Here is a 25,869-nt window from a genome sequence, read left to right as displayed (position 1 = left end):
TCGACTTTGAACGTGGCCGGCACCGGCACGGTTCACGCCCAAGTAACCGGGACATGGTGCAAGGTGTGCGGCGAACATCGTGCGGCATGCGGTGGGATGAAGTTTCCCTGCCAGCACCCTTGGTAAGCGCTGCCGCCGTCCTTACCATTCACCCCGCAACGCCCGGCCTTCGCCGGGCGGCAAGTCCAGGAGATACGCATGGCTTACACCCTTCCGCAGTTGCCCTACGCCTACGACGCGCTGGAACCGAACATCGATGCGCAGACGATGGAAATCCATCACACCAAGCATCACCAGACCTACATCAACAACGTCAATGCGGCGCTGGAAGGGACCGAGTACGCCGATCTGCCGATCGAAGACCTGGTCTCCAAGCTGAAGAGCCTGCCGGAAAACCTGCAGGGCCCGGTGCGCAACAACGGCGGCGGCCACGCCAACCACTCCCTGTTCTGGACCGTGCTGTCGCCCAACGGTGGCGGCGAGCCCAAGGGCGAGGTCGCCAAGGCGATCGACAAGGATCTCGGTGGTTTCGAGAAGTTCAAGGAAGCCTTCACCAAGGCCGCCGTCAGCCGCTTTGGCTCGGGCTGGGCGTGGTTGAGCGTGACTCCGGACAAGAAGTTGGTGGTGGAGAGCACCGCCAACCAGGACAGCCCGCTGTTCGAGGGCAACACCCCGATCCTGGGTCTGGATGTGTGGGAACACGCGTACTACCTGAAGTACCAGAACCGTCGCCCGGAATACATCGGCGCGTTCTACAACGCCGTCAATTGGGAAGAAGTCGAGCGCCGCTACCACGCCGCGATCGCCTGAGGTCTTGCACCGGGCTAGGCAATGCCTGGCCCGGTGACGGCGGCACCCAACGCACAAGGCCGGGAGCGATCACGGCCTTGTGCGTTTACTGTGCGCTGTGTGCAGCAATGACCCTGGTCGCGAGGGGCTTTGCAAGGAACGCCTTCGCGCTCGGGCGCGCTCCCACGTCTCCCGGGCTGCCTGCGAACGGGTCGATCAGAACTTGGCGTCGAACTCGCGGGCGTAGCCGGTGTTGACGATGACCTTCTGCAACGCGTCGCTGATCTTGATGTTGCCGGCCACGATCTGCTGCGTCTCAGGGCCCATGTTGTCCATGCGCGGCGGGGTGGCGCCCTTGTAGTCGCAAACGCGGCCACCGGCCTCGCGCACCAGCAGCACGCCAGCGGCGATGTCCCAGGCTTTGACCCCTGCTTCGAAATAGGCATCGGCGCGGCCGCAGGCGACATAGGCCAGGTCCAGCGCGGCCGAGCCGGTGCGGCGCACGTCTTCGGCCTGTACCAGCAGCGCATCCACGCACTTGAGCTGCGCACTGGCGCGCGCGCGTTCGCGCGGCGGGAAGCCGGTATGGACCATGGCGCCTTCCAGGTCCTTGCGCTCCGCAATACGGATGCGGCGGTCGTTGAGCACCGCGCCTGCGCCGCGGCTGGCGGTGAACAGCTCATTGCGCAACGGGTCGAAGATCACCGCATCGGTCGGTTCGCCGTTTTCCACCAGTGCGATGGACACGCAGTAATGCGGAAAGCCGCGCAGATAATTGCTGGTGCCGTCCAGCGGATCGATCACCCAGGTATAGCGGCCACTCTTGCCGCCCTGCACGCCGCCTTCTTCGCCGAACACGGCGTATTCGGGGTAGCCGCGCTTGAGTTCCTTGATGATGACCTTCTCGGCATCGGCATCGACTTCGCTAGCGTAGTCCATGCGGCCTTTCTGCACCACATTGAGCGCATCGAGCTTGTTGATGCCGCGCAACAGCACATTGCCGGCGAGGCGGGCGGCTTTGACCATGACGGTGACGGCGGGTTTCTGCATGGTTAAAGCTCCCGTGAAGGCAGAATCGGACAATGGCGAAGGTAAAAGAGCGGTCCGGCGCGAAAGCCGGCCGCGCAGTTTACCATCTACGGCCGAACAGCTTCCCGATCTCCGTTCATGTCCGTCAGCCAGCGCATCCGATTTGTTCTTGTGGGTACCCAGCATCCAGGCAACATCGGCGCCGCGGCGCGTGCGATGAAGACCATGGGGGTCTCGCGCCTGGTGCTGGTAGCGCCGGAGCGCGCACTCGACGAAGACGCCTACCGGCGCTCGGCCGGCGCCGAAGACGTGCTGGGCCAAGCGCCGATCTTCGCCACGCTGGGCGAAGCGGTGGCCGACTGCACGCTGGTGATGGGTTGCACGGCGCGCGCGCGCCGGGTGGCACTGGAAGAACTGCTGCCGGACGAGGGCGCGCAGCGCGCATTGGCCAAGGCGGGCGAGCCGGCCGAGGTGGCCTTCGTGTTCGGCCGCGAGCGCACCGGTCTGACCAACGACGAGTTGCAGCTGTGCCACGCCGCAGTCCACATTCCCTCCGATCCGCAGTTCAGTTCGCTCAATCTGGCTGCGGCGGTGCAGGTGCTGGCGTACGAAGTGCGACTGGCGCAGCTGGCGGCAGGCGAGGCCGACCCCGCGCCGACAGCGGCTCCGGGCTTGCGCGACGGGCCGGCCAGCCACGCACAGCTGGAAGGCATGTTCGGCCAGCTGGGCGACACGCTGGACGAGATCGACTTCCACAAGGGCCGTGCGCCGGAGTCGGCGATGCGCAAGCTGCGCCGGTTGTTGCTGCGCGCAGAGATGACCGAGCAGGAGGTGCGGCTGATTCGCGGCATCCTGTCCGATGCGCAGCGCATGGCCATGCTTGCCAGGCAGGCCGGAAACTGACGTCTGTCACATCTTCAAAGATTCGGCTAGGCTGTCCGCGGCTCTAGGGGAGTGTCCGTTTTGCGCGGTCTACGATGGTGTCTGATTGCCTGCTGGCTGATCGCCGGGGCAGGCTTGGCCGTGACGGCTGCGGCAGCGCCTTCCTCGGTCCTGGTGCTTGGACGGATCAGCGATGATCCCGCCAGCCATTACGAGCAGCTCAAGCCCCTGCTGGATTACGTGGTGCCGCGCATGCGCGAGGTCGGGATCCGCCGCGGCGAAATCCTGATGGCGCCCGATGCGCGCCAGATGTCCAGCTATCTGCGGCGCGGCCGGGTCGATTGGGTCAGCGAAACGACCGGTGCGGCGATGCTGCTGGAGCAGCGCGGCAATGCGCACCCCTTGCTCATGACCGAGCGTGGCGGACTGCGCGACTTCCACACGCTGTTCTTCGTGCGCCGCGACAGCCCGATCCAGTCGCTGTCGCAGTTGCGCGGCCACACCTTGGCGTTGCAGAACGCCTCGTCCACCAGCGGCTACCTGCTGCCGATGCTCGAGCTGCTGCGTAACGGCATCGCGTGCGACGTGCTGCTGTCGGCCGACGACACCCCGGCGCGCGGATCGGCCGGCTATCTGATGGTGGGGTCGAAATTGAACGTCGCCGCGTTCGTGCACAAGCACCTGATCGACGTGGGCGCGCTCAGTAATGTGGATTGGGACGACGAACGCCACATGCCACCGGTGTTCAAGCGCGACTTCCGCATCGTGCACCGCACTGCGCCGGTGCCGCGCGCGGTGGAAATGGTGCGCGCAGGAATGGATCCGGCCGTGGAGCAGCGTCTGCGGGTGGTGTTGCTGCAGGCCGCCTCCGACCCCAAGGCCGGCCCGGCACTGAAACGCTTTTTCGATACCACCGGGTTTCGTCCGCTGGATCCCGCCAGCCGCCGACGTCTGCAAGAATTGAGCGCGGGCGTGCAACGCGTCAGGGATCACGTGGAATGACTCAGGTGCGCTTCGGCTTGCAGGCACGCTTTCTGTTGGTGATGGCGCTGACGCTGCTGCTGGTCGGTGCGATTCTGGCTTCGCTGCTGCAGCGACAAAGCGCGATGCAGCGCGAGGTGCGCGGCTTGAGTGCGCAGATCCTGCACGAACTGTTTGATCGCAGCCTGCGCACGCGTGGCGAAACGCTGGCGACCGAGCTGGCTTCCGGATTGGCCAACCCCTTGTATTACTCGGACCTGGGCGCGGTGGGCGCGCTGGTGCGCAATGCCTCGCGCCAGCAGGTGGTGAGCTATGTGCTGGTGTTCGACCGCCATGGCCGGCTGGTGCATGACGGCACGCCGACCTTGCAGCGTTACGGGCAGGCCATGACCGATCCGCTCGCCGCCAAGGCGCTGGCGGCGCAGGCGATGGTGTTGCAGTCCTCGCCGGAGGTGCTGGATGTGACGGTGCCGATCAAGATCGGCGACCAGCGCATCGGTGGGGTGCGCGTGGGCATGTCGCGCGAGCGGGTGCGCAAGATCGAAACCGGGGCCAATCTCACCCTGGTGCAGAATCTCAACGCCATCGGCAAGCGCGATCTGGGCTGGTTGCTGGTCCTGCTGGCCGCGTTGGTCGGGCTGGGCGTGTTGCTGGCCATCTACGTGCAGCGCACGCTGGTGGCGCCGATCCGGTTGCTGGCGGCAGCGGCAAAGCAGATCGAACGGGGCGACTACGCGGTGCAGCTGCCGCCGCACCCGCGCAACGACGAGATCGGCGAGTTGATTTCCGCGTTCGGGCGCATGAGCGAAAGTATCGCCCGGCACGACCGCGAAGTGCGGCACATGGCCTACACCGACGCGTTGACCGGGCTGACCAACCGGCTGGGCTTCCGTGAGGGTCTGGATCATCTGCTCCACACCGCGCGCAGCACCGGCAGCAAGCTGGCCTTGCTGTTTGCCGACATCGACGACTTCAAGCGCGTCAACGACACGCTTGGCCATGAGGCCGGCGACGAAGCCTTGCTGCAGTTCGCCAGCCGTATCAGCCGCGCAGTGTCCGCGCTGGGTGGCGACGATGCGATTCTGGCGCGCTTCGGCGGCGATGAGTTCGTGATCCTGCTGCAGAGCGGCGATGTCAGCCTGCTGGCGGCGCAACTGGCCGACCGGCTGGTGCACGAACTGAGCCGGCCGTTGAACGTGCAGGGTCGCGAGGTGTTCCTGGGGACCTCGATCGGCATCACGCTGTTCCCCGATGACGCGCGCGATGCCACCGCGCTGCTGAAGAATGGCGATATCGCCATGTACCAGGCCAAGGTGGCCGGCAAGAACTGCCATCGCTTCTATAGCCGCGCCGCCGACCACGCGGTGGAACGCCGCGTGCACATGGAGCACGAGTTGCGCGGGGCCTGGGAACGCGACGAGCTGCGTCTGGTCTACCAGCCCATCTACCGCACCAGCGACCGCGTGCTGGTGGGCGTGGAAGTGCTATTGCGCTGGCAGCACCCGGCGTTGGGAACGATTGCGCCGTCCACCTTTATCGATATCGCCGAGCAGAGTGGCCTGATCGAGGTGATCGGCCCCAAGGTGCTGCGCGCGGCCTGCCTGGAGGCGGCGCAGTGGCCCGTGGTGGGCGAGGGCTTGTTCGTGTCGGTAAACGTTTCTCCGCGGCAACTGCGCAGCGGTGCGCTGATCGACACCGTGGCCGGGTGCCTGGCCGAGTCGGGGCTGCCGGCCGCGCGCCTGCATCTGGAGCTGACCGAGACCGCGGTGATCGGCGACGAGATGATGGCTGCCAGCCTGCTCGACCAACTGCACCGCACTGGCGTGAAGGTATGGCTGGACGATTTCGGCACCGGCTTCTCCGGCTTGAGCCATTTGCGTCAGGTGCCGGTGGACGGGGTCAAGATCGACAAGAGTTTCATTGCCGACCTGCAGCGCGACCCGGACGATCTGGCGCTGACCACCGCGATCATCAACATGGCGCACTCGCTGGGAATCACCGTGGTTGCCGAAGGCATCGAGCAGGAAGCGCAATTCAACCTGTTGCGCGAGCGCGGTTGCGACCTGGGGCAGGGCTACTGGTTCAGCAGGCCGTTGAGCCCTGCCGACATGATCAAGCTGATCGCGGCGGGGTGAGTGCCGCCGGAGCGCGCCCGAGCGCAACGGGCTGTACTGGATAAGGCTCCATCGCCCCGGTGTGCTCCTGCAAGGCGCATGTCCGGGTCGTTGCAGCGGTCATCGCCGAAGACTTCGCGAAGTACCCGATAACAGCGTATGAGCGAACCTGGGCGCGATTGGGCGTTACCGGTACAGCTTCATCGCGCCCCGGGGGGGCGCTTCTACAACGGATTTGACTGAGCCGAGGGCTGTTACAACGGCCGCTTGCCGGTATCGCCGGGAACTTCGCGCACCAGCCGCGGGACCAGGTAGCCGGACAGGCGCGCGGCCAGCTCGGCATGCAGCGCGCGCGCGCGGGCATCGTCCACTTCGAAGTGCGCCACCCCGGCGACCCGGTCGAGCTGATGCAGGTAGTAGGGCAGCACGCCGGCGGCGAAGCTACGCTCGCTGAGCGCCGCCAGCGCATCCACGCTGTCGTTGACGCCATGCAACAGCACGGCCTGGTTGAGCAATTGTGCGCCGGTGTCGCGCAGCCCCTGCACGGCGGCGTCTACCGCGGGGTCGAATTCATTGGCATGGTTGGCATGCAGGACGAATGCCACCGGCCACGGCAGGCCGCGCAGCCAGGTCTGCAGGGGCGCATCCACGCGCTCGGGCAGCACGATCGGCAAGCGGCTGTGGATGCGCAGGCGCTTGAGGTGCGCAATGGCGCCCAGGGCGTCGGTGAGTTCGGCCAGCTTGGGGGTGGCCAGCGAAAGCGGGTCGCCGCCGGAAAGCAGCACTTCCTCGATGCTTGGGTCGGCGGCGATTGCGGCGACGGCGTCGCGCCAGCCATCGCGCGCAGCGGTCTCTTCGGCATACGGAAAGTGGCGGCGGAAACAGTAACGGCAGTGCACCGCGCAGCTGCCGGTGGCGATCAGCAGGGCGCGGCCGCGATATTTCTGGATCACCCCGGCAGCGGTCCTGGCGGCGGCATCGCCCACCGCATCCAGGCCAAAGCCTGGCACCGGCTGCATCTCAGCATCCAGCGGCAGCACCTGGCGCAGCAGCGGATCGTCGAGGTCGCCATGGCGCATGCGCGTCACAAAGGCGTGCGGCACCCGCAACGGGAACTGCGCGGCGGCGGCATCGCTGATGGCCGCCGCCTGCGCATCCAGGCCCAGCAGCTTCAGCAGCACGCGCGGGTCGCGCACGGCGTCGCGCCACTGCTGCTGCCAGCGCGCTGGCTGCGGGGCGGGGGGAGGGGATGGCTGTAAGGCGAGGGGGGCTGCGGTTATCATGTGCGGTCACAAAACCAAATGCCGGCCGGTTGCGGCGGGCGCCCCATTCTAATCCGACCTGCCACTGCATGGCGGGTCGTGGTCTTATCGAGGAGCTGCACCATGGCCACTGTTGGCATGAACGACGTCAAGAACGGCATGAAGATCCTGGTCAACAACGAGCCGGCGGTCATCACCGAGACCGAATACGTCAAGCCGGGCAAGGGCCAGGCCTTCACCCGCATGAAGTACCGCTTCATCAAGTCCGGGCGCGTGGTCGAAATGACCATGAAGGCGACCGACGATGTGGAAGTGGCCGACGTGGTCGATACCGACATGCGCTACCTCTACAGCGATGGCGAGTACTGGCACTTCATGGACCCGGAAACCTTCGAGCAGGTGCAGACCGACAAGGCCGGCATGGGCGGCGCCGACAAGTGGCTCAAGGGCGAGGAAGATTGCATCGTGACCTTGTGGAACGGCACCCCGATCTGGGTGCAGCCGCCGAACTTCGTCGAACTGAAGATCACCGAGACCGACCCGGGCGTGCGCGGCGATACCTCCGGCGGCGGCGGCAAGCCGGCCACGCTGGAAACCGGCGCGGTGGTGCGCGTGCCGCTGTTCGTCAACCAGGACGAAATCATCAAGGTCGACACCCGTTCGGGCGAATACTCGGCGCGCGTCAAGTAATCCAGATGCGCCTGGGACGCCGGTCCGGTCGAGCGGTACGCAGTGCCAGTGTCCTGATGGCGCCAGGAGCAGCTGACAAGACGACTGCGCCGCTGCCAGGCTTGGGTGGCCGGTGTGTGGAAGCTGCGTGTGCCACGGGTACGCCGCCGGTCCCGTGGGTCTCCGGCAGTCACCCGATCGCCATTCGCGTCGCGTTGCTGGCCGGGCTGAGCGGCCTGCTGGCGGCCTGTCCGGTGCTGGCACAAACCGCCGGCGCCACCGCCTGCGACGCGCAGAGCGTGGCAGCGGTGGCAGCTGGTGCGGCGTCCGGCGCGGCAGGTGCGGCGTCCGGCGCGGCAGGTGCGGTGCCGGTCGACCGTGCCGTGGCGCAGACCTGCAAGCCGTGGCCGTACGACCCATCGATACGGCTGGCGGCCATTGCGTTCGCCAGCGATGCCACCACCGAGGCAGGCGAACGCAACCTCGAGTTGCGCGTTGCCATGCTCGATGCCCGCACTGCCCAGGTCGTGGCGTTGTACACGCAGGACATGGGCGAGGATGCCGGCTTCGAACTTGCTGCCGACAGTCTGCGCCTGGATACCGCACGCTATGACCTGGCGCAAGGCGTACGCGCAGTTGGCGTGGTGGTGCACAGCGTTGCGCGCGGTCCCAGTTGTCCGGATTTCGACAGCAACGATGCGCTGACCTTGCTGGTGCGCGAAGGGCGCCGGTTGCGCCCGGTGCTGCAGCGGGATCTGACGGTGTGGCGGCGGGTGGAAGGCGAACCGTGCAACTGGGGCGCGACGGGTGTGGTGACCGAGCGCGGCACGCTCACCCTGTCGATGGACGCGCCGGTCCACGCCGGCTATGCCGACATCGCACTGACTGCCAACCTGGTGACCTCCACCACCGTCAAGGATGCCGAGGACATCGAGCGCACCCATCGCCAGCGCCAGGTGCTGCGCTACGACGGCACCCGGTATGTGCCTGTGTCACGCTCCGACGACTCCTGGCCGTTCGGCAACTAACTTCAATGGATCCACTCATGACCAATGCCCCGCCCGAACCCTGCGACCTGCTGATCGAGGCCGGCTATGTCGTGCCGATCGAACCGCATGCGGTGGTCCTGGAAGACCATGCGGTCGCGGTCAGTCACGGCGTTATCATTGCCGTGCTGCCGGTTGCAGAAGCACGCGCACGTTTTGCGCCCAAGCAGACCGTGTCGCGGCCTGATGCTGCGTTGATGCCGGGCCTGGTCAATGCGCATACGCATAATCCGATGACGCTGCTGCGCGGCGTCGCCGACGACCTGCCGCTGATGGTGTGGTTGCAGCAGCACATCTGGCCGGTGGAAGCGGCGGTGATCGGGCCGGAATTCGTGGCCGATGGCACCACGCTGGCCATCGCCGAAATGCTGCGTGGAGGCACCACCTGCGTCAACGAGAACTACTTCTTCGCCGATGTGCAGGCGGCCGTTTACAAGCAGCACGGCTTCCGTGCGCTGGTGGGCGCGGTGATCATCGATTTCCCGACCGCCTGGGCCTCCTCGGACGACGAATATTTCGCGCGTGCCGGCGAGTTGCACGACCAGTGGCGCGACGATCCGTTGATCAGCACCGCGTTCGCCCCGCATGCGCCGTACACCGTGAACGATGCCAACTTCGAACGCGTGCGCATGCTGGCCGACCAGCTCGACATCCCGGTGCATCTGCACACCCACGAAACCGCGCAGGAAGTGGCCGATTCGATCAAGCAGTACGGCCAGCGCCCGCTGGCGCGGCTGGATCGCCTGGGCCTGGTCAACGACCGCCTGATCGCGGTGCATATGACCCAGCTCACCGATGCGGAAATCCATCTGTGCGCCGAGCGCGGCGTCAGCGTGGTGCATTGCCCCGAATCCAATCTCAAGCTCGCCTCGGGTTTTTGCCCGGCGTGCGCGCTGCAGCGTGCCGGCGTCAACCTGGCCATCGGCACCGATGGCTGCGCCAGCAACAACGACCTGGACATGTTCAGCGAGAACCGCACCGCTGCGATCCTGGCCAAGGCCGTGGCCAACGATGCGACCGCGCTGGATGCGGCCACCACCTTGCGCGCGGCCACGTTAGGCGGCGCCCGTGCCTTGGGCTTCGGCGACAGGATTGGCTCGATCGAGGTCGGCAAGCAGGCCGACCTGGTCTGCGTGGACCTGGCCGCGCTGGAAACCCAGCCGCTGCATCATGTGCTGTCGCAGTTGATCTACGCGGCCGGCCGCCATCAGGTCACCGATGTGTGGATCGCCGGCAAGCCAAAACTGGTGCAGCGCGAGCTCATCGACATGGATACCGCCGCCCTGCTCGCCAATGCGCGGCAGTGGCGCGACCGCATCCGCACCGTCCGCGCCTGAGCGCGCGTCACCGCATCACGGAGCCCCCCGCATGAATTCGAATACGCACGCCAAATCCAGCAATTTCCATCAGAGCGAGCTGGATAAATTCGCCGCGCTGGCCAACCGCTGGTGGGATGCCGACGGCCCGCAGAAGCCGCTGCATGCGCTCAATCCTGTGCGGCTGGAGTACGTGTCCGCGCGGCTGGAACTTGCCGGTGCACGCGTGCTCGACGTCGGCTGCGGTGGCGGCTTGCTCAGCGAGTCGATGGCGCGCCTGGGCGCGCAGGTGACTGCGATCGACCTGGCGCCGGAATTGGTCAAGGTGGCGCGTCTGCACAGCCTGGAATCGGGCGTGCAGGTCGACTATCGCGTGCAATCGGTGGAAGACCTGGCCGCCGAACAGCCGGGCAGCTTCGATGCGGTGACCTGCATGGAAATGCTCGAACACGTGCCGGATCCGACCGCGATCATCCGTGCCTGCGCCAGCCTGCTCAAGCCGGGCGGCCAGCTGTTCCTGTCCACGCTCAACCGCACCCCGGCCGCGTTCGCACTGGCGGTGGTGGGCGCCGAATACATCGCGCGCCTGCTGCCCAAGGGCACGCATCACTACAAGGATTTCATCAAGCCGGCCGAGCTTGCGGCATGGTTGCGCAACGCCGGGCTGCAGCTCGAAGACGTCAGCGGCATGCTGTACGAGCCGTGGCGCAATCGCGCCCGCCTGTCTTCGCGTACCGAGGTGAATTACCTGGCGCATGCGGTGAGTCCGTGATGGGCGGGGATTCGGGAATCGGGAATCGGGAATCGAAAAGGCGGTTGGCTGAGGGTTTGAGATTTTCTCGTTTTCGGTGGAGTGCATGCAGTTGCATGCCCGTGGCGCTGTGGTGAGTTTCCCGCGCGCGGTGTTGTTCGATCTGGATGGCACCCTGCTGGACAGCGCGCCGGACATGCTCGCGACGGTTAACGCCATGCTGGATGCGCGTAGGCGTGCGCCCGTTGCGTTGGCTTCGCTGCGCCCGGTCGTCTCCAAAGGTGCGCGTGCGATGCTCGGCGTGGCCTTTGCCGAGCTCGATGCCGCGGCGTGCGTTGCGCTGGTGCCGGAGTTCCTGCAGCGCTACGAAGGCTTGATCGGCACGCAGTCGCAGCTGTTTGATGGCATCGAGCAGATGCTCATGCGGCTGGAGGACGCCGGCTGCGTCTGGGGCATCGTCACCAACAAGCCCGAATATCTGGCGCGCCTGATCCTGCCGCAGTTGGGCTGGGAGCAGCGCTGCGCGGTGCTGATTGGTGGCGACACGCTGGCCGAGCGCAAGCCGCATCCGTTGCCGCTGGTGGTAGCCGCCCAACGCATCGACGTTGCACCTGCGCACTGCGTGTATGTCGGCGACGATGAGCGCGACATCGTGGCTGCGCGCGCGGCGGCGATGCCGTCGGTCGCGGCGCTGTGGGGCTATCGCCTGGACGACGACGACCCGACGCGCTGGCAGGCCGATGTGCTGGTCGAGCAGCCGCAGGCGCTTTGGAATCCGGCAACGTGGCCGCAACTCTGATCTTTCTTGGTATTTTTCTGGACCCGCCATGAGCCAATCCAGCGCGCTCGACAGTTTTCTCGACAAGTGGGCAACCCGCTGGCCGGAATGGTCGGTTGCCGAACCGTTCGTGCCCGAGCCGCATCGCCGCCTGGCAGTTGCCTGGTTCGCGCTGCTGCAGGAATGGGAAGACATCATGAACATCGCCGGCGACCCGTTGCCGGCCGATGCCAAGCTGGCGTGGTGGCAACAGGAGCTGCGTGACTGGTCGAGCCAGCGCTCGCGGCATCCGTTGGGGCGCGTGCTTGAGCCAGTGCGTGCGCCGTGGTCACAGCTGGCCGACACCTTGCCGGCCATGCAGGCCGCGCGCGTCCAACCGCAATCGCTGCAGCAGGCACTGAGCACATTGCATGCATTTGCAGAGGCCGTGGTTGCGGCGGAAGCGGTGCTGTTTGCGCGCACTCAGCCGGGCGATGCCACTGCGGTAGCGGTGCAGTGGCTGGATGCACGTCAACGCGTGGCCGGCGATAGCGCCGCGCCTGGCGGCGTGGTCACGGCTGCATGGCGCACACAGTTGCTGCAGGCCTGGCCGCGCAAAGTCGCGTTGGCGCGGCCGCATCGGGTGTGGTCGCGGCTGGCGCGGCTGCGTCTGCAGCGCGCGCTGAGCGGCAGAACAGCCTATCCGCCGCCGGTGCAGCAGTTGTGGCATAGCTGGCGTGCGGCCAGCGGTACGGACTAACCGCAGCTAACGAAACATGTTGGTCGTCAGGCGGGTGTTGACTGCGCGGTCAGAACCGCAGTGTACGAATGGCGTATGTCGATTCCGAGCGCGGATCGCGCCCGCCTGGCGGCTGCGCAGTGTTTTTAGGCCCCTTAGGCGCAGCACGTACGCTGACCGCGTCGGCATCCGCGCTTGCCGTGTGGCAAGCGCGGTGTCCGGTAATCCCCCCACTTCTAGCGGTCGCCAGAAGTGGAGCTAAGCGGCCATCGCCAACTTCATGGCAGGCGTGATGCCGCCGAGCGCCATATTCGGACGCTCGTGGTTGTACGTCCATAGCCAGCGGGTGGCTTTGTCCTGCACCTGGTCGATGGTGTCGAACAGGGTTTGGGCGAGCCAGGCGTAGCGGATGGTGCGGTTGTAGCGTTCAACGTAGGCGTTCTGCTGTGGCTTGCCCGGCTGGATGTGCTCGACCCGGATACCATGCCGCTGCGCCCAGGACAGCAACGCGCCACTGATGTATTCAGGGCCGTTGTCGCAGCGGATCACGGCGGGCTTGCCGCGCCACTCGATGATCTGCTCCAGCGATCGGATCACACGGGCTGACGGCAGCGACAGATCCACCTCGATCCCCAGCCCCTCGCGATTGAAGTCGTCGAGCACATTGAACAGCCGGAAGCTGCGGCCGTCGGCCAACTGGTCGTGCATGAAGTCCATCGACCAGACCTGGTTGATAGCCTCCGGCACCGCCAGAGGCTCGGGCCGCTCACGCACCAGCCGCTTCCTCGGCTTGATCCGCAGGTTCAACTCCAGCTCGCGGTAGATCCGGTAGACCCGCTTGTGATTCCAGCCAAAGCCCTTCACGTTGCGCAGGTACAGGTAGCACAGGCCAAAGCCCCAGTCGCGATGGGCGGTCGTCAGGCGGACCAGCCAGTCGGCGATCCGGGCGTTCTGCTCGCTGGCCTTGGCCTGGTAGCGGAAGCAGGTCTCGCTCACCGCGAAGGCCTGGCAGGCGTGGCGGATGTTCGTACGCCCGCTCGTGACCGCCGATTGGGCCATCTCGCGTCGCTGAGATGGCCTCACCATTTTTTTGCGAGCGCTTCCTTCAGCAGGTCGGTACTGAGCTGCGCCTCGGCGTACATCTTCTTGAGCCGGCGGTTCTCCTCCTCCAGCTCCTTCATGCGCGCGACCATGGACACGTCCATGCCGCCGAACTTGCTGCGCCACTTGTAGAACGTGGCCGAGCTGATGCCGTGCTCGCGGCACAGCTCCGGCACGGGCGCACCGGCCTGGGCCTGCTTGAGCACGGCGATGATCTGGCTGTCGGTAAAGCGGGACTTCTTCATGGAACCTCCTCGAGAAAGGATACGAGAAAATTCCACTTCTGGCGTCTGCTAATGGGCGGGGGGATTACCTCCCAATCAGCTGTGCTCAGATCGGCGAATCCGGCAGCACCGAGTGGTAGGCGATGAAGGCGTCGTTGCATTGCAACGGCACGCCAGGGCCAGGCTTACCTTGCAGCTGCACATCGCTGGACGCTGATTCGGTCAGCTGATCGAAAAAGCTCACTGGACCGCCTTCAAACGTGAAATGCGTCGCGCCCGGGTTGCTCGCAGGCCCGCCGAAATGCGGCTTTGCGAACGCGACCTTTCCACCTTCCAGCACCACGTTGTCGAGCGAAATGCTGATCGGCAAGGTGGTCTTCGCATCGCGGTAGCCGTAGAAGCTCAGCTCGCCGCCGCCGAATGCCTTGGAACCCAGCGAGTGCACATTGGTCAGCGTGATGCCGCTGAAACTCGGCAGTTTGCGGCGCACTTCAGCATTGGCGTAGTTCGCATCGAACACCAGCGGCCTTGCCACACCACGCATGCAGATGTTTTCAAAACTGATGTCGTACACCTGGCCGCCGCGCGTGCCATCGGATTTGATCCGCAGCCCGTTGGAAGAATACGGGTCGGTGTATACATCGTTGCTATTGAAGCCATCGATGCTCAGCCCGCGCACGGCGATATGGCGTATGCCCGAGTCGGTTTCGCTGCCCAACGAAAAACCATGTGTGTAATAGAACTGGTTGTAGGCGAACAGCATGTTTTCCGATGCGATGCTGCGCTTGCTACTGGCATGTGCCTTGATCGCAACACCGTCATCGCCGGTAGCGATGTACGAATACGTCAGCAGTACATTCTTCGACTGGCCCGGATCAAAACCATCGGTATTCTTGGCGGTTTTCGGGGTGAAGCAGGTGGCGTGCGGATTGACATCAGGCGTGCTGCCGGCCGGGCAGTGGTAGCCTGGCCGCGAGTAGACCAGGCTGGGCGCAAGAATTTTGATGCCCCACGCCGTCAGGCCAACCACGTTATCGCTGGTCACATGGAAATTCGCCGAATTTTCCAGAGTGATGTCGTACAACGTGAAGTCAGTGCTGTCGTCGATCTGCAGCAGCCGCGGGACGTGTTGACTCAGGCCTTTAGTGACGTTGAGATAGGCCAGATCCCACCAACTGGCGGTGCCGGCGTTTGGCCCGGCAGTCAGCGTGCTGCCGCCGCGTCCATCAATCTTGCCCGCACCAACGATCGCGCTTTTTGCGGTATCGGCGACGTGGATGAGTGGCTTGCATGACTTCGTCTTGTCGCTGGTCGCAGTGCCGCAGGTGCCCAGGCCGTTGTCGTAATCCAGCGGATTGCGCGAGCCGAACAAGGTGACGCCGCGGTCGATCCATAGCGTGACACCGCTTTTAATGGTCAGCGGCCCGGTCAGCAACCCGGATTCGCCGGCATCGCCGGGCACAAGGTGCACTGCGCTGCCGGCAGGGCAATCGTCGATGGCCGCCTGCAAGCGCGCGGTGTCGCGTTTGGACTGTGCCGGATTTTGGTCAAGCGTATCGAGCGAGCCGCCCACCGGAATCAGCGCGGCCTTGAGCGTGGCGCATACCTGGGTCGGTAATGTGGGCTGCTGGACCACCCCCCAGCTGCTGGAAATGCTATGAGCGGTATCGGGTGCATCCTGCCCGTGCGGTCGCGCCGCGCTGGCGTGAAACGTGGCCAGGCCGAGCAGGGCAAGGGTCAGTGGCGCGACGGTGGGAACAAGGCGATGGTACGGCATAGTGCTTTCTCCGGTTAATGCGGCAGGCGCGCCAGATCAACGAGCGCAGCGAGATGCACCTGTATGCGGCGCTGCGAACATCGCTGCCCTGCACATGTGTGGTCTTTGCGTTGCTGTGTCGACCAGCGATAACGAGATGCAAGCTTGGCGAGCCCTGCCGAAGTTCGATGGCGCCAGCACGAATTCAGCACCGCAGCGCCGAAGGTATTACACGTGTTTTGCAGGGCTCCTGCATGCTGCAGATGCACGCCGCGGCGAACTGTGCAGTCGATCGATCGCATGCATAGACAAAGAGAGCTGGACGAACTGTTGTTGAAACATTCGTGATGTAGGCCGACCAACATATTTTTCGGTCACGCTGGATCACAGCTAGCGAACCTGTGGATGGCGCGCCGGCAATTGCTGCCGGTCCGGTGGTAATGCTGCCTGGCCGCAGCCAGAACCGCCAGAACGTTGCAGAAATCGCACCCTGCTCAGATTTTTGCCAGCCACTGACATACAAGAAGCAAGACTGAGGGGGCGGTGAGTTGTTAAGACTACCCTGGCCTTGTATATGGGGTTTCTCAAACATTCTTTAGGCGCATATTTCTGGTGCGCGGTGGATGCTGGAGAAATCGTGTTTAGGGATGGTCTGATCAATGCGGCCAGAGGATGCGTCGACCCGCATCGGTAGCGCTGACTACGCTCACACCTTCGGTTTTTCGCTGTTTCCAGCGCATTCTCGGGGCGTTCTCCCCATTACAGGCACAACTTCCCAACGGCAGGCATCAACTGCTTCCGCTTCAGCCACAGGTTCGACAGCGCAAAGAGCGTCAGCACCTGCGCGGTGTTTTTGACCAGGCCGCGATAGCGCACCTTGGCATAGCCAAACTGGCGCTTGATCACCCGAAACGGATGTTCCACCTTCGCACGCAGGCTGGCCTTGGTGTGCTCCCAGCGCTTGGCCAACTTCAGTTCGCGCTTGTTCTTGATCTGCTTCAGCTTCGAGGGCTTCTCCGCGATCAGGTAGCGTAGCTTGCGCTTGCCCTTGATCTCATCGCGCTTCTCAAGCCCGGTGTAGCCGCTGTCCCCACACACCGTGTCTTCCTTGCCATGCAGCAGCTTGTGCGCTTGCGTGATGTCCGCCACGTTGGCTGCCGTGCATTCCACGTGGTGCACTAGGCCGGATTCATCATCCACTCCAATGTGCGCCTTCATCCCGAAGAAGTATTGGTTGCCCTTCTTGGTCTGGCGCATCTCCGGATCGCGCTCACCGTCCTTGTTCTTGGTCGAACTGGGCGCAGAGATAATCGTGGCATCCACAATCGTCCCGCCGCGCAGGCTCTGACCCTTGCGCGACAGATGCGCGTTCACCCGATTGAACAGCTTGCGCGCCAAATCGTGCTGCTCCAGCAGATGGCGAAAGTTGAGAATCGTCGTCTCGTCCGGCACCTCATCCAGCCCGCCGATCTTGGCGAAACGGCGCATCGACACCGTGTCGTACAAGGCTTCTTCCGCCGATGGATCGCTCAATGCATACCACTGCTGCAAAAAGTGGATGCGCAGCATCGTCTCCAGCCGATACGGCTGTCGTCCCGGTTGCCCCGACTTCGGATAGTGCGGCTCGATCAGCCCCAGCAGCTCCTTCCACGGCACGACCTGCTCCATCTCGGCCAAAAACACCTCACGCCGCGTCCGCTTGCGCTTGCCGTCGTACTCCGCGTCGCCGAAGGTCAGCTGCATCGAAATCGTCTACTCGGGTCGATGATCGATTGTGGCAGATCAGGACGGATTGTTCAGAGTTTCCTTAGTGCGGCCCCGCAGTGGACCGAACGATGCCGGGGACTCTTGCCGCATCGTCAGGCTCGTAGCTGTATTTAACTGGTGCATTATTGAAGGTTAAGCCGATCGCCGAATTACCCGTTACTGCGTGATATACATTTTCTTTTTCGTAAAGATTGTACATGTCACCGTCTGATTCCAGTCGAATTTGGTTGCTATTGTTGGTTTTGTAGAAGTAGTTTGATTCGGAAAAAACAATACTGCCGCTACCTACTTGCAAAGCGTTGTACTGCTGCTTTTCATAGCGGCGACCATCGGCAGCGGTGTGCTCACCATTGGGTGATGTGCTATTGTCAAAGTAATTGTTATAGGCATGAACCCAGCCACGTAGTAGGGGGCGCCCGGCAAGATTGGGGCCAAACCAGTTGTGGTGCAGCGTTACGTGCAGCTTATTGCCACCATATACATATGAATCGTTCTTGCTGTGACCAACAAGGATAGCTAAGCGCTCATTTGCGAGGTCATGGTAATTTTTGTCGAACCAGTTCCATACCGGATCCGGATTCATGTTGACCCAGCTGTTGCTGAAGTAAAAGTGATTATACGACAGTGTGACGTAATCAGATGACATGCCGACTGATAAAAGGTCATCGCTCATGTCGTAGAAATCGCAGTGGTCGATCCAAGCATTGGATATACGTCGCAATGATACGCCTACGTAGTTGATGCCAGTGTTGTTGGAAGTTCCTTTGACTTGGTTAGGCAGGGCTTGCAAGTCGCCGATATTGCCAGCGAATGAGATGTTTCTGATAACCACATTCTGAATGTTTATCCCGGCGGGCAGGTTCTCGCCGCTAAATTTCAATTGGATATTCTGCAAGGCTGCTCCACCGCCTGCAGCACCCTCGATTGTTATGTTGTTCCAAATAGTGCTGGAGAAATTCAGGGTAGTTAGCTTTGGTCCGCCGTAGATCTTTCCACGGATGATAATATGGTGACTTTTGGCATTGAGTGCCGCTTGCAGTTCTGCAAGTGTTGCCACTGTAACAGCGGATTCGCCAGATATAGATGCAGAGGAAAAGCCGCCGGTATCAGCCTTGGCGATACCAGCCTGCGTGATTAAAATAGCCAGAAACAGCCGGATAGCGGGGAAATGTAAATGTAAATGCAAATGCGGGCCTTTACTGCAAAGCGAAAAATTTATATGGATCTCTAGATAATTTTTGCTAGAAGAAACACGCTATTCGATTAAATTGAACAGCGTGCTGTGTGTCAGCGAATAACGAGCGGTTATCGATCAGGTAAGGAATTATATGTCGCAGCGATCTTAATGCTTAGTTGGAGGCTGCTGCGGTCTGATACAGGTTACGGATTGCTGACGTCCACTGAGGACCGAACGAAGCGTGGGTGAACTGCTTATAGGCAAATGAGGTCATGCCGACTTCGACGTCCTGCACGGGATCCTCGTCGGTCGAAACCCACGGTGAGCCGCTGACACCGGAGCGTGCGTCCCACTCCAGGCCTTCAATGGCATAGTCCTTGTTCATCCATGGGTTGGGCTCTGCTGTGCTGTTCACGCTGACAGGCGTGTTCCCATTGGCGCCAGGGTCGGTGTTGTAGCCAGTTACCCGATATTCGTTGTCGTCCTCCTGACCGTCAAAGCGAACGCCAGACGCTCCTACAGTATTCGACAAAGTGGCGCCAGAGAGCTTCATTGTCATGGGAGCTTGCACCTGGAAGAAGGCCGTATCGTAGTCCACGGCTCGCTCTGAGACCCAGCGATTATCGGCCGTGATGGTCGTCGCAGGCCAAACACCATAGGGGGCGGTACCGTTGTAGGCTGGCACGAACACCAAGTCCGACACAAACTTGCCTGCTAGGGCAGAGATGCATCGCCCCGAGGTGGCTACGACGTTCCCGGAATCGGAGACGACCGCGTTGCCAGTGCAGCGCTGGTCTATGCCGTTCGCCCGAAAGAAGACCACGCCGAGGTGGGCTGAGGGGGAGAATCCTGGAACCGGCACGGACGGATCCGTCTTCGGCGTTGGCACAGATCTTGTCACCAACTTCAACTTTTCGCTCCTGTTTTTCCCACGGGCCAATGCCGAATTCTGCAACTCTGGCGGGTCGCCGTCGGCCGGGTTGGCATCCACGAATGATGCGGAAACAGCAGCTTGCATCCGTCCGAGAGTCCAGTAAGAAGCACTCTCATCTCGCTGAGCAGTCGGAACAACGTGCTGCACGATGGTGCCGGCGGAGAGGTTGGCCGAGTTTGTGCTTGCAGACACGTCGGTAATCGCTAGGAAGGCTAGGACCGCGCAAGAAGTACGCAGGGATGTAGTTTTTGGCATATATTTCATTATTATTTTAACCTGTATGTTTTGCTTGGAGTTGGGTGATTCAAGTGGATTGATTTAAATTATATTAAATAAATAATTTAAAATTAAATTGCAGCGTGCGCCCGTGATTATGGGATATTTTCGTCGCTCCTACCATCAGCGCTACTGCTTTTTTTCGCGCGCAGATGGGCTGCATTAGCAGCGTTTTTACCATATCCGTGATCCGCTTATTTGATTGTTTTTTTTGCGAATGCAAGCGTACGTGTGCGAAGTTTGCCACTATCTTCTGCCAAGGCGCGCGCTGGTGACGATGTTGGTATGTTGGTATTGGTGCCCAAGCAGAATTGCGTTGTCGCAATATGGTAGACGAGAGTGCGCACCGTCACATGCTCTGGTCAGAGCGAGTTCCAGACTGGCTCACCCGCGTACCACGCGCATGTCAGGAATCGAAATGGCAGACACCAAAGAGTTGCAGGAAAAATTCTGGAAGGCGCTCAAATCAGATCGCACCGTGATGCTGGGCCTGGACGGTGTCGAAGACGGCCACGCGCGTCCGATGACCGCACAGATCGAGGGCGATAGCGGTGGGCCGATCTGGTTCTTTACATCCAAGGACAACGCGCTGATCGCCATGCTGGGGCAGGGCCGCCGCGTCATCGGCGCCTTCAGCAGCAAGGGCCACGACTTGTTCGCCCGCATCAGCGGCTCGCTGCGCGAAGACACCGACCCGGCCATGGTCGACCGGTTGTGGAATCCATATGTCGCCGCGTGGTACGAAGGCGGCAAGACCGATCCGAACTTGGCGCTGCTGCGCCTGGATGCCGACCATGCGCAGATCTGGCTCAACGAGTCGAGCCTGCTGGCAGGAATCAAGGTGTTGTTGGGCGTAGACCCGAAGAAGGATTATCAAGACAAGGTGGCGGACGTTCCGCTGCGCTGACACCTGCCTCGCATACGCCACCGTCAAGGTGGCGTATGCGCGCTGGTTGCGCGATCGGTACCGCTCACCGCTGTGCAACGGCTGCGTTGCAATGCTGGCCCGCCAAGCGGAGCGCGCCGATGCGCGTGCATCACCTCAATTGCATCTCCACCTGCCCGCTAGGCGGCCATCTTATGGACGGCCGTACGCCGGGGGTACTGGATCGCGGCCATCTGTGTTGCCATTGCTTGCTGGTGGAAACCAGCGCCGGGTTGGTGCTGATCGGTACCGGTTTCGGCCTGCGCGATGTGGCCGAGCCACGCGCGCGTCTGAGTCGATTTTTTCTGGCGCTGGTCAAGCCAGACTTGCGCGAGGACATGACCGCAATCCGGCAGATACAACGGCTCGGGCTGGATCCGCGCGATGTGCGGCACATCGTGCTGACCCATCTGGATTTCGACCACGCCGGCGGGCTGGACGATTTTCCGCATGCGCGCGTGCACCTGATGACGAGCGAGCGCGATGCCGCACTGGCACAGCGTACCTGGATGGATCGCCAGCGCTTTCGTCCGCAGCAGTGGTCTACGCGTGGGCAGTGGCGCACCTACGATGGCGCAGCAGGCGAGCACTGGATGGGCCTGGAGTGCGTGCGCGACCTGCATGGACTACCGCCAGAACTGCTGATGGTGCCGCTTCCCGGCCACACCCTGGGTCACGCCGCGGTTGCGGTGCATACGCCGGAGCGATGGCTGCTGCTGGCAGGTGATGCATATTTCTTCCATCGCGAAATGGATGCAGATGCGCCTTACTGCACGCCGGGGCTGCGTGCTTACCAATGGATGCTGGAAAAGGACCGGACTGCGCGCTTGACCAACCAGCAGCGTCTGCGCGCGCTACGGCAACAGCACGGCGGTGAGGTGGAGGTGTTCTGTTCGCACGATGTAAGCGAGTTCGAGCGCGTTGCCGGGCAGCCGGCCCGACTGCCAAGCGGCGCCTTGCTGCACGCACCCACGCCACAGTGATCTGCGCTTCACCGCGCGCCAACGCACCGCAGCGCGATGATCTGCCACCGGCACAGCGCGCTTGCGTGATGACGCCATTCCAGGAGATCGAACATGCAGCAAATTGAAATTGGCCAGATGGTGTTTCTACGCGATGGCGAAGTCGGCGTCGGTGCCATCCGCGACATCCGCAACGAGGGGGCCGAGCTGGTCATCAATATCGAAAACGGCGGCGACTTCGTGCTGCCTGCATCGGTGGTGCGTGATGTGCATTCGGGAAAGGTGATGCTGGATGTCGACAAGCTTCCCGATGATGTACGCAATGCCCTGCGCCATCCGCATGACAACGAGCTGCAGACCAGCACCTATGCCGCCAGCAATATGCAGGATGGGGCATTGAAATAACGGAGTGATTGCTTGCTGAGCGGTGTCGATCCCGGGTCCCGCACACGCCGCGCAGGTCAGTCAGGCAGCAAGAACGTGCGCGGCGCAACATTGGCAGGGCCTGCCAACAATGCAGGTTGCTCGGCTTCGTCTTTCAGCTGCACGCCAGAGAGTTTGCGGCGAAATGCCTCGCGCAGCAGATACCCCAGTTTGTGGGCCGCCTCGGCGTAGCTCAGTCCTTCGGCGCGAATGTTGGAAATGCAGTTGCGCGCTGCATCGGTGAGCCCGACACGGGGCATGTAGGTGAGATACAGGCCCAGGCTGTCGGGCGAGCTCAGGCCCGGCCGTTCGCCGATCAGCACGATCACGGCACGCGCGTCGAGCAGCTCGCCGACCTCATCGCCGATCGCCACGCGCCCTTGTCTCACCAATACCACCGGGGCGAGTGACCAACCTTCTTGCGACGCCAGTGCGTCGATCTGGTCGAGCATGCGCGCCGCATGCCGATGCACGGCCAGCGCGGACAGCCCGTCAGCGACCACCACCGCAACGTCATGTCTGCCGCCATGCACGGCCGTGAGGCCGCGTAGCTGGGCGGCGGCTTCCTCGGCAAGACGCCGTCCCAGATCGGGACGTTGCAGATACTGATGACGATCGGCCGCAGCGCTTTGGAGCAAGATGCTGCTGCGCCCGCGTTGCTCCAGCGCGGCCTGAAGCGGTGCCGGGTCGAATGCCAGATGCACCGCATCGCGTGCCTGCGCATGCGCCAGTTGGAATTCCAGGTGCGCGTCCGTGGGCAGACTGGTCCCCACCCGGCCCAGCGCAATGCGCGCGGGGGTCAGTTGGCGCAGTTGCGCCCAGGCATCGCGTGGCGGTCTGGAGGGCGTGCTCATGGCGTCGTTCTACCGCTGACCTGTGCCAATGCACGCCGAAATGGCGCCGGTACTTCGCTGCCAAGTTCGAAGCGGCCATCGCGCAGCTGCAGGATGTCGTGCTGCTCCAGCCACTGTTCGAACTCGGGCGCAGCGCGCAGGCCGAGCGCCTGGCGTGCATACAGCGCATCGTGAAACGAGGTGGTCTGGTAATTCAGCATCACGTCGTCGGAGCCGGGAATGCCCATGATGAAATTGATCCCGGCAGTACCGAGCAGGGTGAGCAACATATCCATGTCGTCCTGATCGGCTTCGGCATGATTGGTGTAGCAGATGTCGCAGCCCATCGGCACGCCGAGCAACTTGCCGCAGAAGTGATCCTCCAGCCCGGCGCGGATGATCTGCTTGCCGTCGTAGAGATATTCCGGCCCGATGAAGCCCACCACGGTGTTCACCAGCAGCGGTTTGTAGTGGCGCGCCACCGCATAGGCGCGCACCTCGCAGGTCTGTTGATCCACGCCGTGGTGCGCATTGGCCGACAACGCGCTGCCCTGGCCGGTTTCGAAATACATCACGTTATCGCCGACGCTGCCGCGGCGCAGCGACAGGCCCGCTTCGTAACCTTCCTGCAGCAGGGCCAGATTGATGCCGAAGCTGGCATTGGCCGCCTCGGTGCCGGCGATCGACTGAAACACCAGGTCCACCGGCACGCCACGGCCGATCGCTTCGATGGTGGTGGTGATGTGCGCAAGCACGCACGATTGCGTGGGGATCCGATAACCGCTGATCATCGCATCGAGCATGCGCAACAAGGCGGTGGTTGCGGCCAGGCTGTCGCTGGCCGGATTGATGCCGATCACTGCATCGCCGTTGCCGTACAACAATCCGTCGAGCACGCTGGCGGCAATGCCGGTGGCATCATCGGTCGGATGGTTGGGCTGCAGGCGCGTCGACAGGCGTCCGCGCAACCCCAGCGTGTTGCGAAAGCGGGTGACGACCCGGGTTTTCTGCGCCACCAGGATCAGGTCCTGCACCCGCATCAATTTGGACACCGCGGCCACCATTTCCGGCGTCAGGCCGGGGGCCAACGCGGTCAATGCGGCTTCGTCGGCCTGCGCACTCAGCAGCCAATCGCGAAAGCCGCCCACGGTGAGATGCGCCACAGCGGCAAATGCAGCGGCATCGTGCTGGTCGATGATCAGCCGGGTGACTTCGTCCGCTTCATAAGGCACCACCGCCTCCTGCAGAAAATGCTGTAGCGGCAGATCGGCCAGTGCCATCTGTGCGGCGACGCGCTGCAGGCCGGAATCGGCGGCGAGTCCGGCAAGCTGGTCGCCAGAGCGTGCCGGCGTCGCCTTGGCCAGCAGCTGCTTCAGATCGGCAAACCTAAAACGCTCGCCGCCTGCGGTGAAGGCAAAGCCGCTCATCCGGCGCTGGCCGCGGGCGTGTGCTGCGTGCGCAGGCTAAGGACGCAGCACACCGCACCGAACAGCAGCAGGCCCAGAAAGATCAAGGCCACAATCGGGTTGAACCACACCATCGCCATCAGGCACACGAGCGCCAGCAGCAGCGCAATGGCAGGCACCACCGGGTACCCCGGTGCGCGGAAACTACGCTCCAACCCCGGTTCGGCGCGACGCAGCTTGAACAGGCTGAGCATGCTCATCACATACATCACGATCGCGCCGAACACCGACATGGTAATCATCGCTGCGGTCAACGACATGCCCTGGATCTTGACCACGCTGTCGCTGCAGATCGCGGCAATGCCGATGACGCCGCCGGCCAGAATGGCGCGATGCGGCGTGCGAAAACGCGAGAGCCTGGCCAGCCCATGCGGCAGGAAGCCGGCACGCGCCAACGCAAAAAACTGCCGCGAATAGCCCAGGATGATGCCGTGGAAACTCGCCACCAGCCCGAACAAGCCGATCCACACCAGCATGTGCAACCAGGTGGAACTGTTGCCGACCACCGCCTTCATCGCCTGCGGCAGCGGGTCGTTGATGTTGGACAGCTGGCGCCAGTCGCCGACGCCGCCGGCAAACACCATCACCCCCAGCGCCAAGATCACCAGGGTGAGAATGCCGGCGATATAGGCGCGCGGAATCGTGCGCCTGGGGTCCTTGGCTTCTTCGGCCGCCATCGCTGCCCCTTCGATCGCCAGAAAAAACCAGATCGCAAACGGAATTGCGGCGAAGATTCCGGAAATGGCCGCCGGCCCGAACACGTCGCTGCCGGCCCAGCCATTGGCGGTGAAGCGCGCCACGCTGAAACCCGGCGCCACCACCCCCATGAACACCAGCAGTTCGATCACCGCCAGCAAGGTCACGATCAGCTCGAAGGTGGCGGCGATCGCCACGCCGACGATGTTCAAGCCCATGAAGACGAGGTAGGCACCGATCGCGGCGATGCGCGGGTCCAGGGTCGGGTACTGCACATTCAGATACGCGCCGATCGCCATCGCGATGGCCGGCGGCGCGAAGACGAATTCGATCAACGTGGCCAGGCCCGCCAGCATGCCGCCATAGGTGCCGAACGCGCGCAGGCTGTAGGCGAAGGGCCCGCCCGCATTGGGAATGGCGGTGGTCAATTCGGTGAAGCTGAAGATAAAACAGGTGTACATCACCGCGACTAGCAACGTGGTCACCAGGAAGCCGAGCGTGCCGGCGGTGCCCCAGCCGTAACTCCAGCCGAAATACTCGCCGGAAATGACCAAGCCCACGGCGATGCCCCACAGCTGCCAGGTGCCCAGGGTCGGTTTGAGGTGCTCGTTGCGCATGTCGCACATCTCCTGCTGTCGGGGGAGGGAGATGAAGCACGCCCGACGCCGAAGCGACGGACCGACCGTCAGCAGCCCAAGCGCCTACGTGCAGCGACGCGCGACGGTCGTTCCGGTTATACCGCAACGGCCGCCGGCGGACACACGCACGACGGGTAGGTCGCCGCCGACCGGGTATGTAGCGTTCCGACGCACTGGTCGTGGGTTGCGTTTTTTTTCTTCTGGCGCCGCAGGCGTGGCGCGTTGTTGAATTGAGGGGGCCTGATCCAGTGGTCGCGACGCATCGAATAGTGGGGTCATCGCAGGATGACTCTGCAGCCGCACGCTAAGGCGGATCGGGATCACGGTCCATCAACGGGGCGGGGATGCGACCATTC

23 protein-coding genes are annotated in these 25,869 nt (G+C 63.1%); 13 read left to right on the top strand and 10 right to left on the bottom strand.

Going from position 1 to position 25,869, the window contains the following annotated elements; all coding sequences use genetic code 11:
* The first annotated feature begins 198 nt into the window (after nt 1-198).
* A complete protein-coding gene (locus tag ACCQ00_RS12195) occupies nt 199-810 on the top strand; it encodes a superoxide dismutase (protein WP_039574650.1) in 612 nt (203 codons plus the stop codon).
* Between the two features lie 195 nt (nt 811-1,005).
* Here ACCQ00_RS12195 and ACCQ00_RS12190 read toward each other — a convergent pair whose 3' ends face one another.
* Complete coding sequence (locus ACCQ00_RS12190) at nt 1,006-1,839, bottom strand: inositol monophosphatase family protein (protein WP_005913068.1); 834 nt, start codon at nt 1,837-1,839, stop codon at nt 1,006-1,008.
* A gap of 117 nt (nt 1,840-1,956) precedes the next feature.
* On the opposite strand from ACCQ00_RS12190, the gene ACCQ00_RS12185 reads away from it, so the two are divergent.
* From ACCQ00_RS12185 to ACCQ00_RS12175, 3 genes are read left to right on the top strand one after another with little or no spacing between them, the layout of a single operon-like run.
* Nucleotides 1,957-2,721, top strand: a complete 765-nt coding sequence (locus tag ACCQ00_RS12185; RefSeq protein WP_039574646.1) for an RNA methyltransferase — start codon at nt 1,957-1,959, stop codon at nt 2,719-2,721.
* Between the two features lie 51 nt (nt 2,722-2,772).
* On the top strand, nt 2,773-3,702 hold the full coding sequence (locus ACCQ00_RS12180) for a phosphate/phosphite/phosphonate ABC transporter substrate-binding protein (protein WP_017156129.1): 930 nt from the start codon (nt 2,773-2,775) through the stop codon (nt 3,700-3,702).
* Nucleotides 3,699-5,816, top strand: a complete 2,118-nt coding sequence (locus ACCQ00_RS12175) for a putative bifunctional diguanylate cyclase/phosphodiesterase (protein ID WP_039574644.1) — start codon at nt 3,699-3,701, stop codon at nt 5,814-5,816. The genes ACCQ00_RS12180 and ACCQ00_RS12175 overlap by 4 nt, the downstream gene beginning before the upstream one ends.
* A gap of 233 nt (nt 5,817-6,049) precedes the next feature.
* On the opposite strand, the gene epmB is transcribed toward ACCQ00_RS12175, so the two are convergent.
* Nucleotides 6,050-7,078: an EF-P beta-lysylation protein EpmB gene (epmB, locus tag ACCQ00_RS12170; protein WP_046830516.1), complete on the bottom strand. Its 1,029-nt coding sequence runs from the start codon at nt 7,076-7,078 to the stop codon at nt 6,050-6,052.
* A 102-nt stretch (nt 7,079-7,180) separates the two neighbouring features.
* Here epmB and efp point away from each other — a divergent pair, with 102 nt between their 5' ends.
* The 6 genes from efp to ACCQ00_RS12140 all read left to right on the top strand — a co-directional run bounded on the left by efp (nt 7,181) and on the right by ACCQ00_RS12140 (nt 12,356).
* Nucleotides 7,181-7,747, top strand: a complete 567-nt coding sequence (gene efp / locus ACCQ00_RS12165) for an elongation factor P (RefSeq protein ID WP_007962665.1) — start codon at nt 7,181-7,183, stop codon at nt 7,745-7,747.
* A gap of 5 nt (nt 7,748-7,752) precedes the next feature.
* Nucleotides 7,753-8,754, top strand: coding sequence for a PA3715 family protein (locus tag ACCQ00_RS12160; protein ID WP_461839029.1), 1,002 nt, complete (start codon nt 7,753-7,755; stop codon nt 8,752-8,754).
* A 17-nt stretch (nt 8,755-8,771) separates the two neighbouring features.
* Entirely contained in the window at nt 8,772-10,109 is a 1,338-nt protein-coding gene (locus ACCQ00_RS12155; protein ID WP_039574931.1) for a TRZ/ATZ family hydrolase, read from the top strand.
* A 31-nt stretch (nt 10,110-10,140) separates the two neighbouring features.
* Nucleotides 10,141-10,860 (top strand): bifunctional 2-polyprenyl-6-hydroxyphenol methylase/3-demethylubiquinol 3-O-methyltransferase UbiG, encoded by a 720-nt coding sequence (gene ubiG / locus ACCQ00_RS12150; protein WP_022559309.1) that lies wholly within the window; start codon nt 10,141-10,143, stop codon nt 10,858-10,860.
* An 85-nt stretch (nt 10,861-10,945) separates the two neighbouring features.
* Nucleotides 10,946-11,638, top strand: a complete 693-nt coding sequence (locus ACCQ00_RS12145) for a phosphoglycolate phosphatase (protein ID WP_039574930.1) — start codon at nt 10,946-10,948, stop codon at nt 11,636-11,638.
* Between the two features lie 28 nt (nt 11,639-11,666).
* Nucleotides 11,667-12,356, top strand: a complete 690-nt coding sequence (locus ACCQ00_RS12140) for an isoprenoid biosynthesis enzyme family protein (RefSeq protein ID WP_039574927.1) — start codon at nt 11,667-11,669, stop codon at nt 12,354-12,356.
* Nucleotides 12,357-12,593: 237 nt separating this feature from the next.
* Here the strand turns inward: ACCQ00_RS12140 and ACCQ00_RS12135 are convergent.
* From ACCQ00_RS12135 to ACCQ00_RS12115, 5 genes are all read right to left on the bottom strand, one after another.
* A protein-coding gene (locus ACCQ00_RS12135; RefSeq protein WP_087944778.1) for an IS3-like element ISXac2 family transposase occupies nt 12,594-13,681 on the bottom strand; the annotation gives its coding sequence in 2 pieces (ribosomal slippage) (nt 12,594-13,429 and nt 13,429-13,681; 1,089 coding nt in all).
* 85 nt (nt 13,682-13,766) lie between these two features.
* Nucleotides 13,767-15,437 carry a diffusible signal factor-reguated family 28 glycoside hydrolase gene (locus tag ACCQ00_RS12130; RefSeq protein WP_039575821.1) on the bottom strand — a complete coding sequence of 557 codons (1,671 nt, stop codon included), beginning with the start codon at nt 15,435-15,437 and terminating at the stop codon, nt 13,767-13,769.
* Between the two features lie 738 nt (nt 15,438-16,175).
* Nucleotides 16,176-17,159, bottom strand: a complete 984-nt coding sequence (locus ACCQ00_RS12125) for an IS5-like element ISXfu1 family transposase (protein WP_022557821.1) — start codon at nt 17,157-17,159, stop codon at nt 16,176-16,178.
* Between the two features lie 64 nt (nt 17,160-17,223).
* Nucleotides 17,224-18,369 carry a pectate lyase family protein gene (locus tag ACCQ00_RS12120; RefSeq protein ID WP_080948768.1) on the bottom strand — a complete coding sequence of 382 codons (1,146 nt, stop codon included), beginning with the start codon at nt 18,367-18,369 and terminating at the stop codon, nt 17,224-17,226.
* 163 nt (nt 18,370-18,532) lie between these two features.
* Nucleotides 18,533-19,558, bottom strand: coding sequence for a hypothetical protein (locus ACCQ00_RS12115; RefSeq protein WP_007969189.1), 1,026 nt, complete (start codon nt 19,556-19,558; stop codon nt 18,533-18,535).
* A 415-nt stretch (nt 19,559-19,973) separates the two neighbouring features.
* Here ACCQ00_RS12115 and ACCQ00_RS12110 point away from each other — a divergent pair, with 415 nt between their 5' ends.
* From ACCQ00_RS12110 to ACCQ00_RS12100, 3 genes are all read left to right on the top strand, one after another.
* Nucleotides 19,974-20,477: a pyridoxamine 5'-phosphate oxidase family protein gene (locus tag ACCQ00_RS12110; protein ID WP_372353939.1), complete on the top strand. Its 504-nt coding sequence runs from the start codon at nt 19,974-19,976 to the stop codon at nt 20,475-20,477.
* A 119-nt stretch (nt 20,478-20,596) separates the two neighbouring features.
* Nucleotides 20,597-21,478: an MBL fold metallo-hydrolase gene (locus ACCQ00_RS12105; protein WP_039574842.1), complete on the top strand. Its 882-nt coding sequence runs from the start codon at nt 20,597-20,599 to the stop codon at nt 21,476-21,478.
* Between the two features lie 93 nt (nt 21,479-21,571).
* Entirely contained in the window at nt 21,572-21,862 is a 291-nt protein-coding gene (locus ACCQ00_RS12100) for a hypothetical protein (RefSeq protein WP_022559300.1), read from the top strand.
* Nucleotides 21,863-21,918: 56 nt separating this feature from the next.
* Here ACCQ00_RS12100 and eutC read toward each other — a convergent pair whose 3' ends face one another.
* The 3 genes from eutC to eat are packed head-to-tail and all read right to left on the bottom strand — an operon-like array spanning nt 21,919 to nt 25,501.
* Nucleotides 21,919-22,734: an ethanolamine ammonia-lyase subunit EutC gene (eutC, locus tag ACCQ00_RS12095; protein ID WP_039574839.1), complete on the bottom strand. Its 816-nt coding sequence runs from the start codon at nt 22,732-22,734 to the stop codon at nt 21,919-21,921.
* Nucleotides 22,731-24,140 carry an ethanolamine ammonia-lyase subunit EutB gene (locus ACCQ00_RS12090; protein WP_039574837.1) on the bottom strand — a complete coding sequence of 470 codons (1,410 nt, stop codon included), beginning with the start codon at nt 24,138-24,140 and terminating at the stop codon, nt 22,731-22,733. The genes eutC and ACCQ00_RS12090 overlap by 4 nt, the downstream gene beginning before the upstream one ends.
* Complete coding sequence (gene eat / locus ACCQ00_RS12085) at nt 24,137-25,501, bottom strand: ethanolamine permease (protein WP_039574835.1); 1,365 nt, start codon at nt 25,499-25,501, stop codon at nt 24,137-24,139. Before eat ends, ACCQ00_RS12090 begins: the two co-directional genes overlap by 4 nt.
* Between the last annotated feature and the right edge of the window lie 368 nt (nt 25,502-25,869).

The organism is Xanthomonas sp. NCPPB 3761, assembly GCF_041475705.2.
GTDB lineage: Bacteria > Pseudomonadota > Gammaproteobacteria > Xanthomonadales > Xanthomonadaceae > Xanthomonas > Xanthomonas phaseoli.
This window is presented reverse-complemented; position numbering and strand designations above follow the sequence as displayed.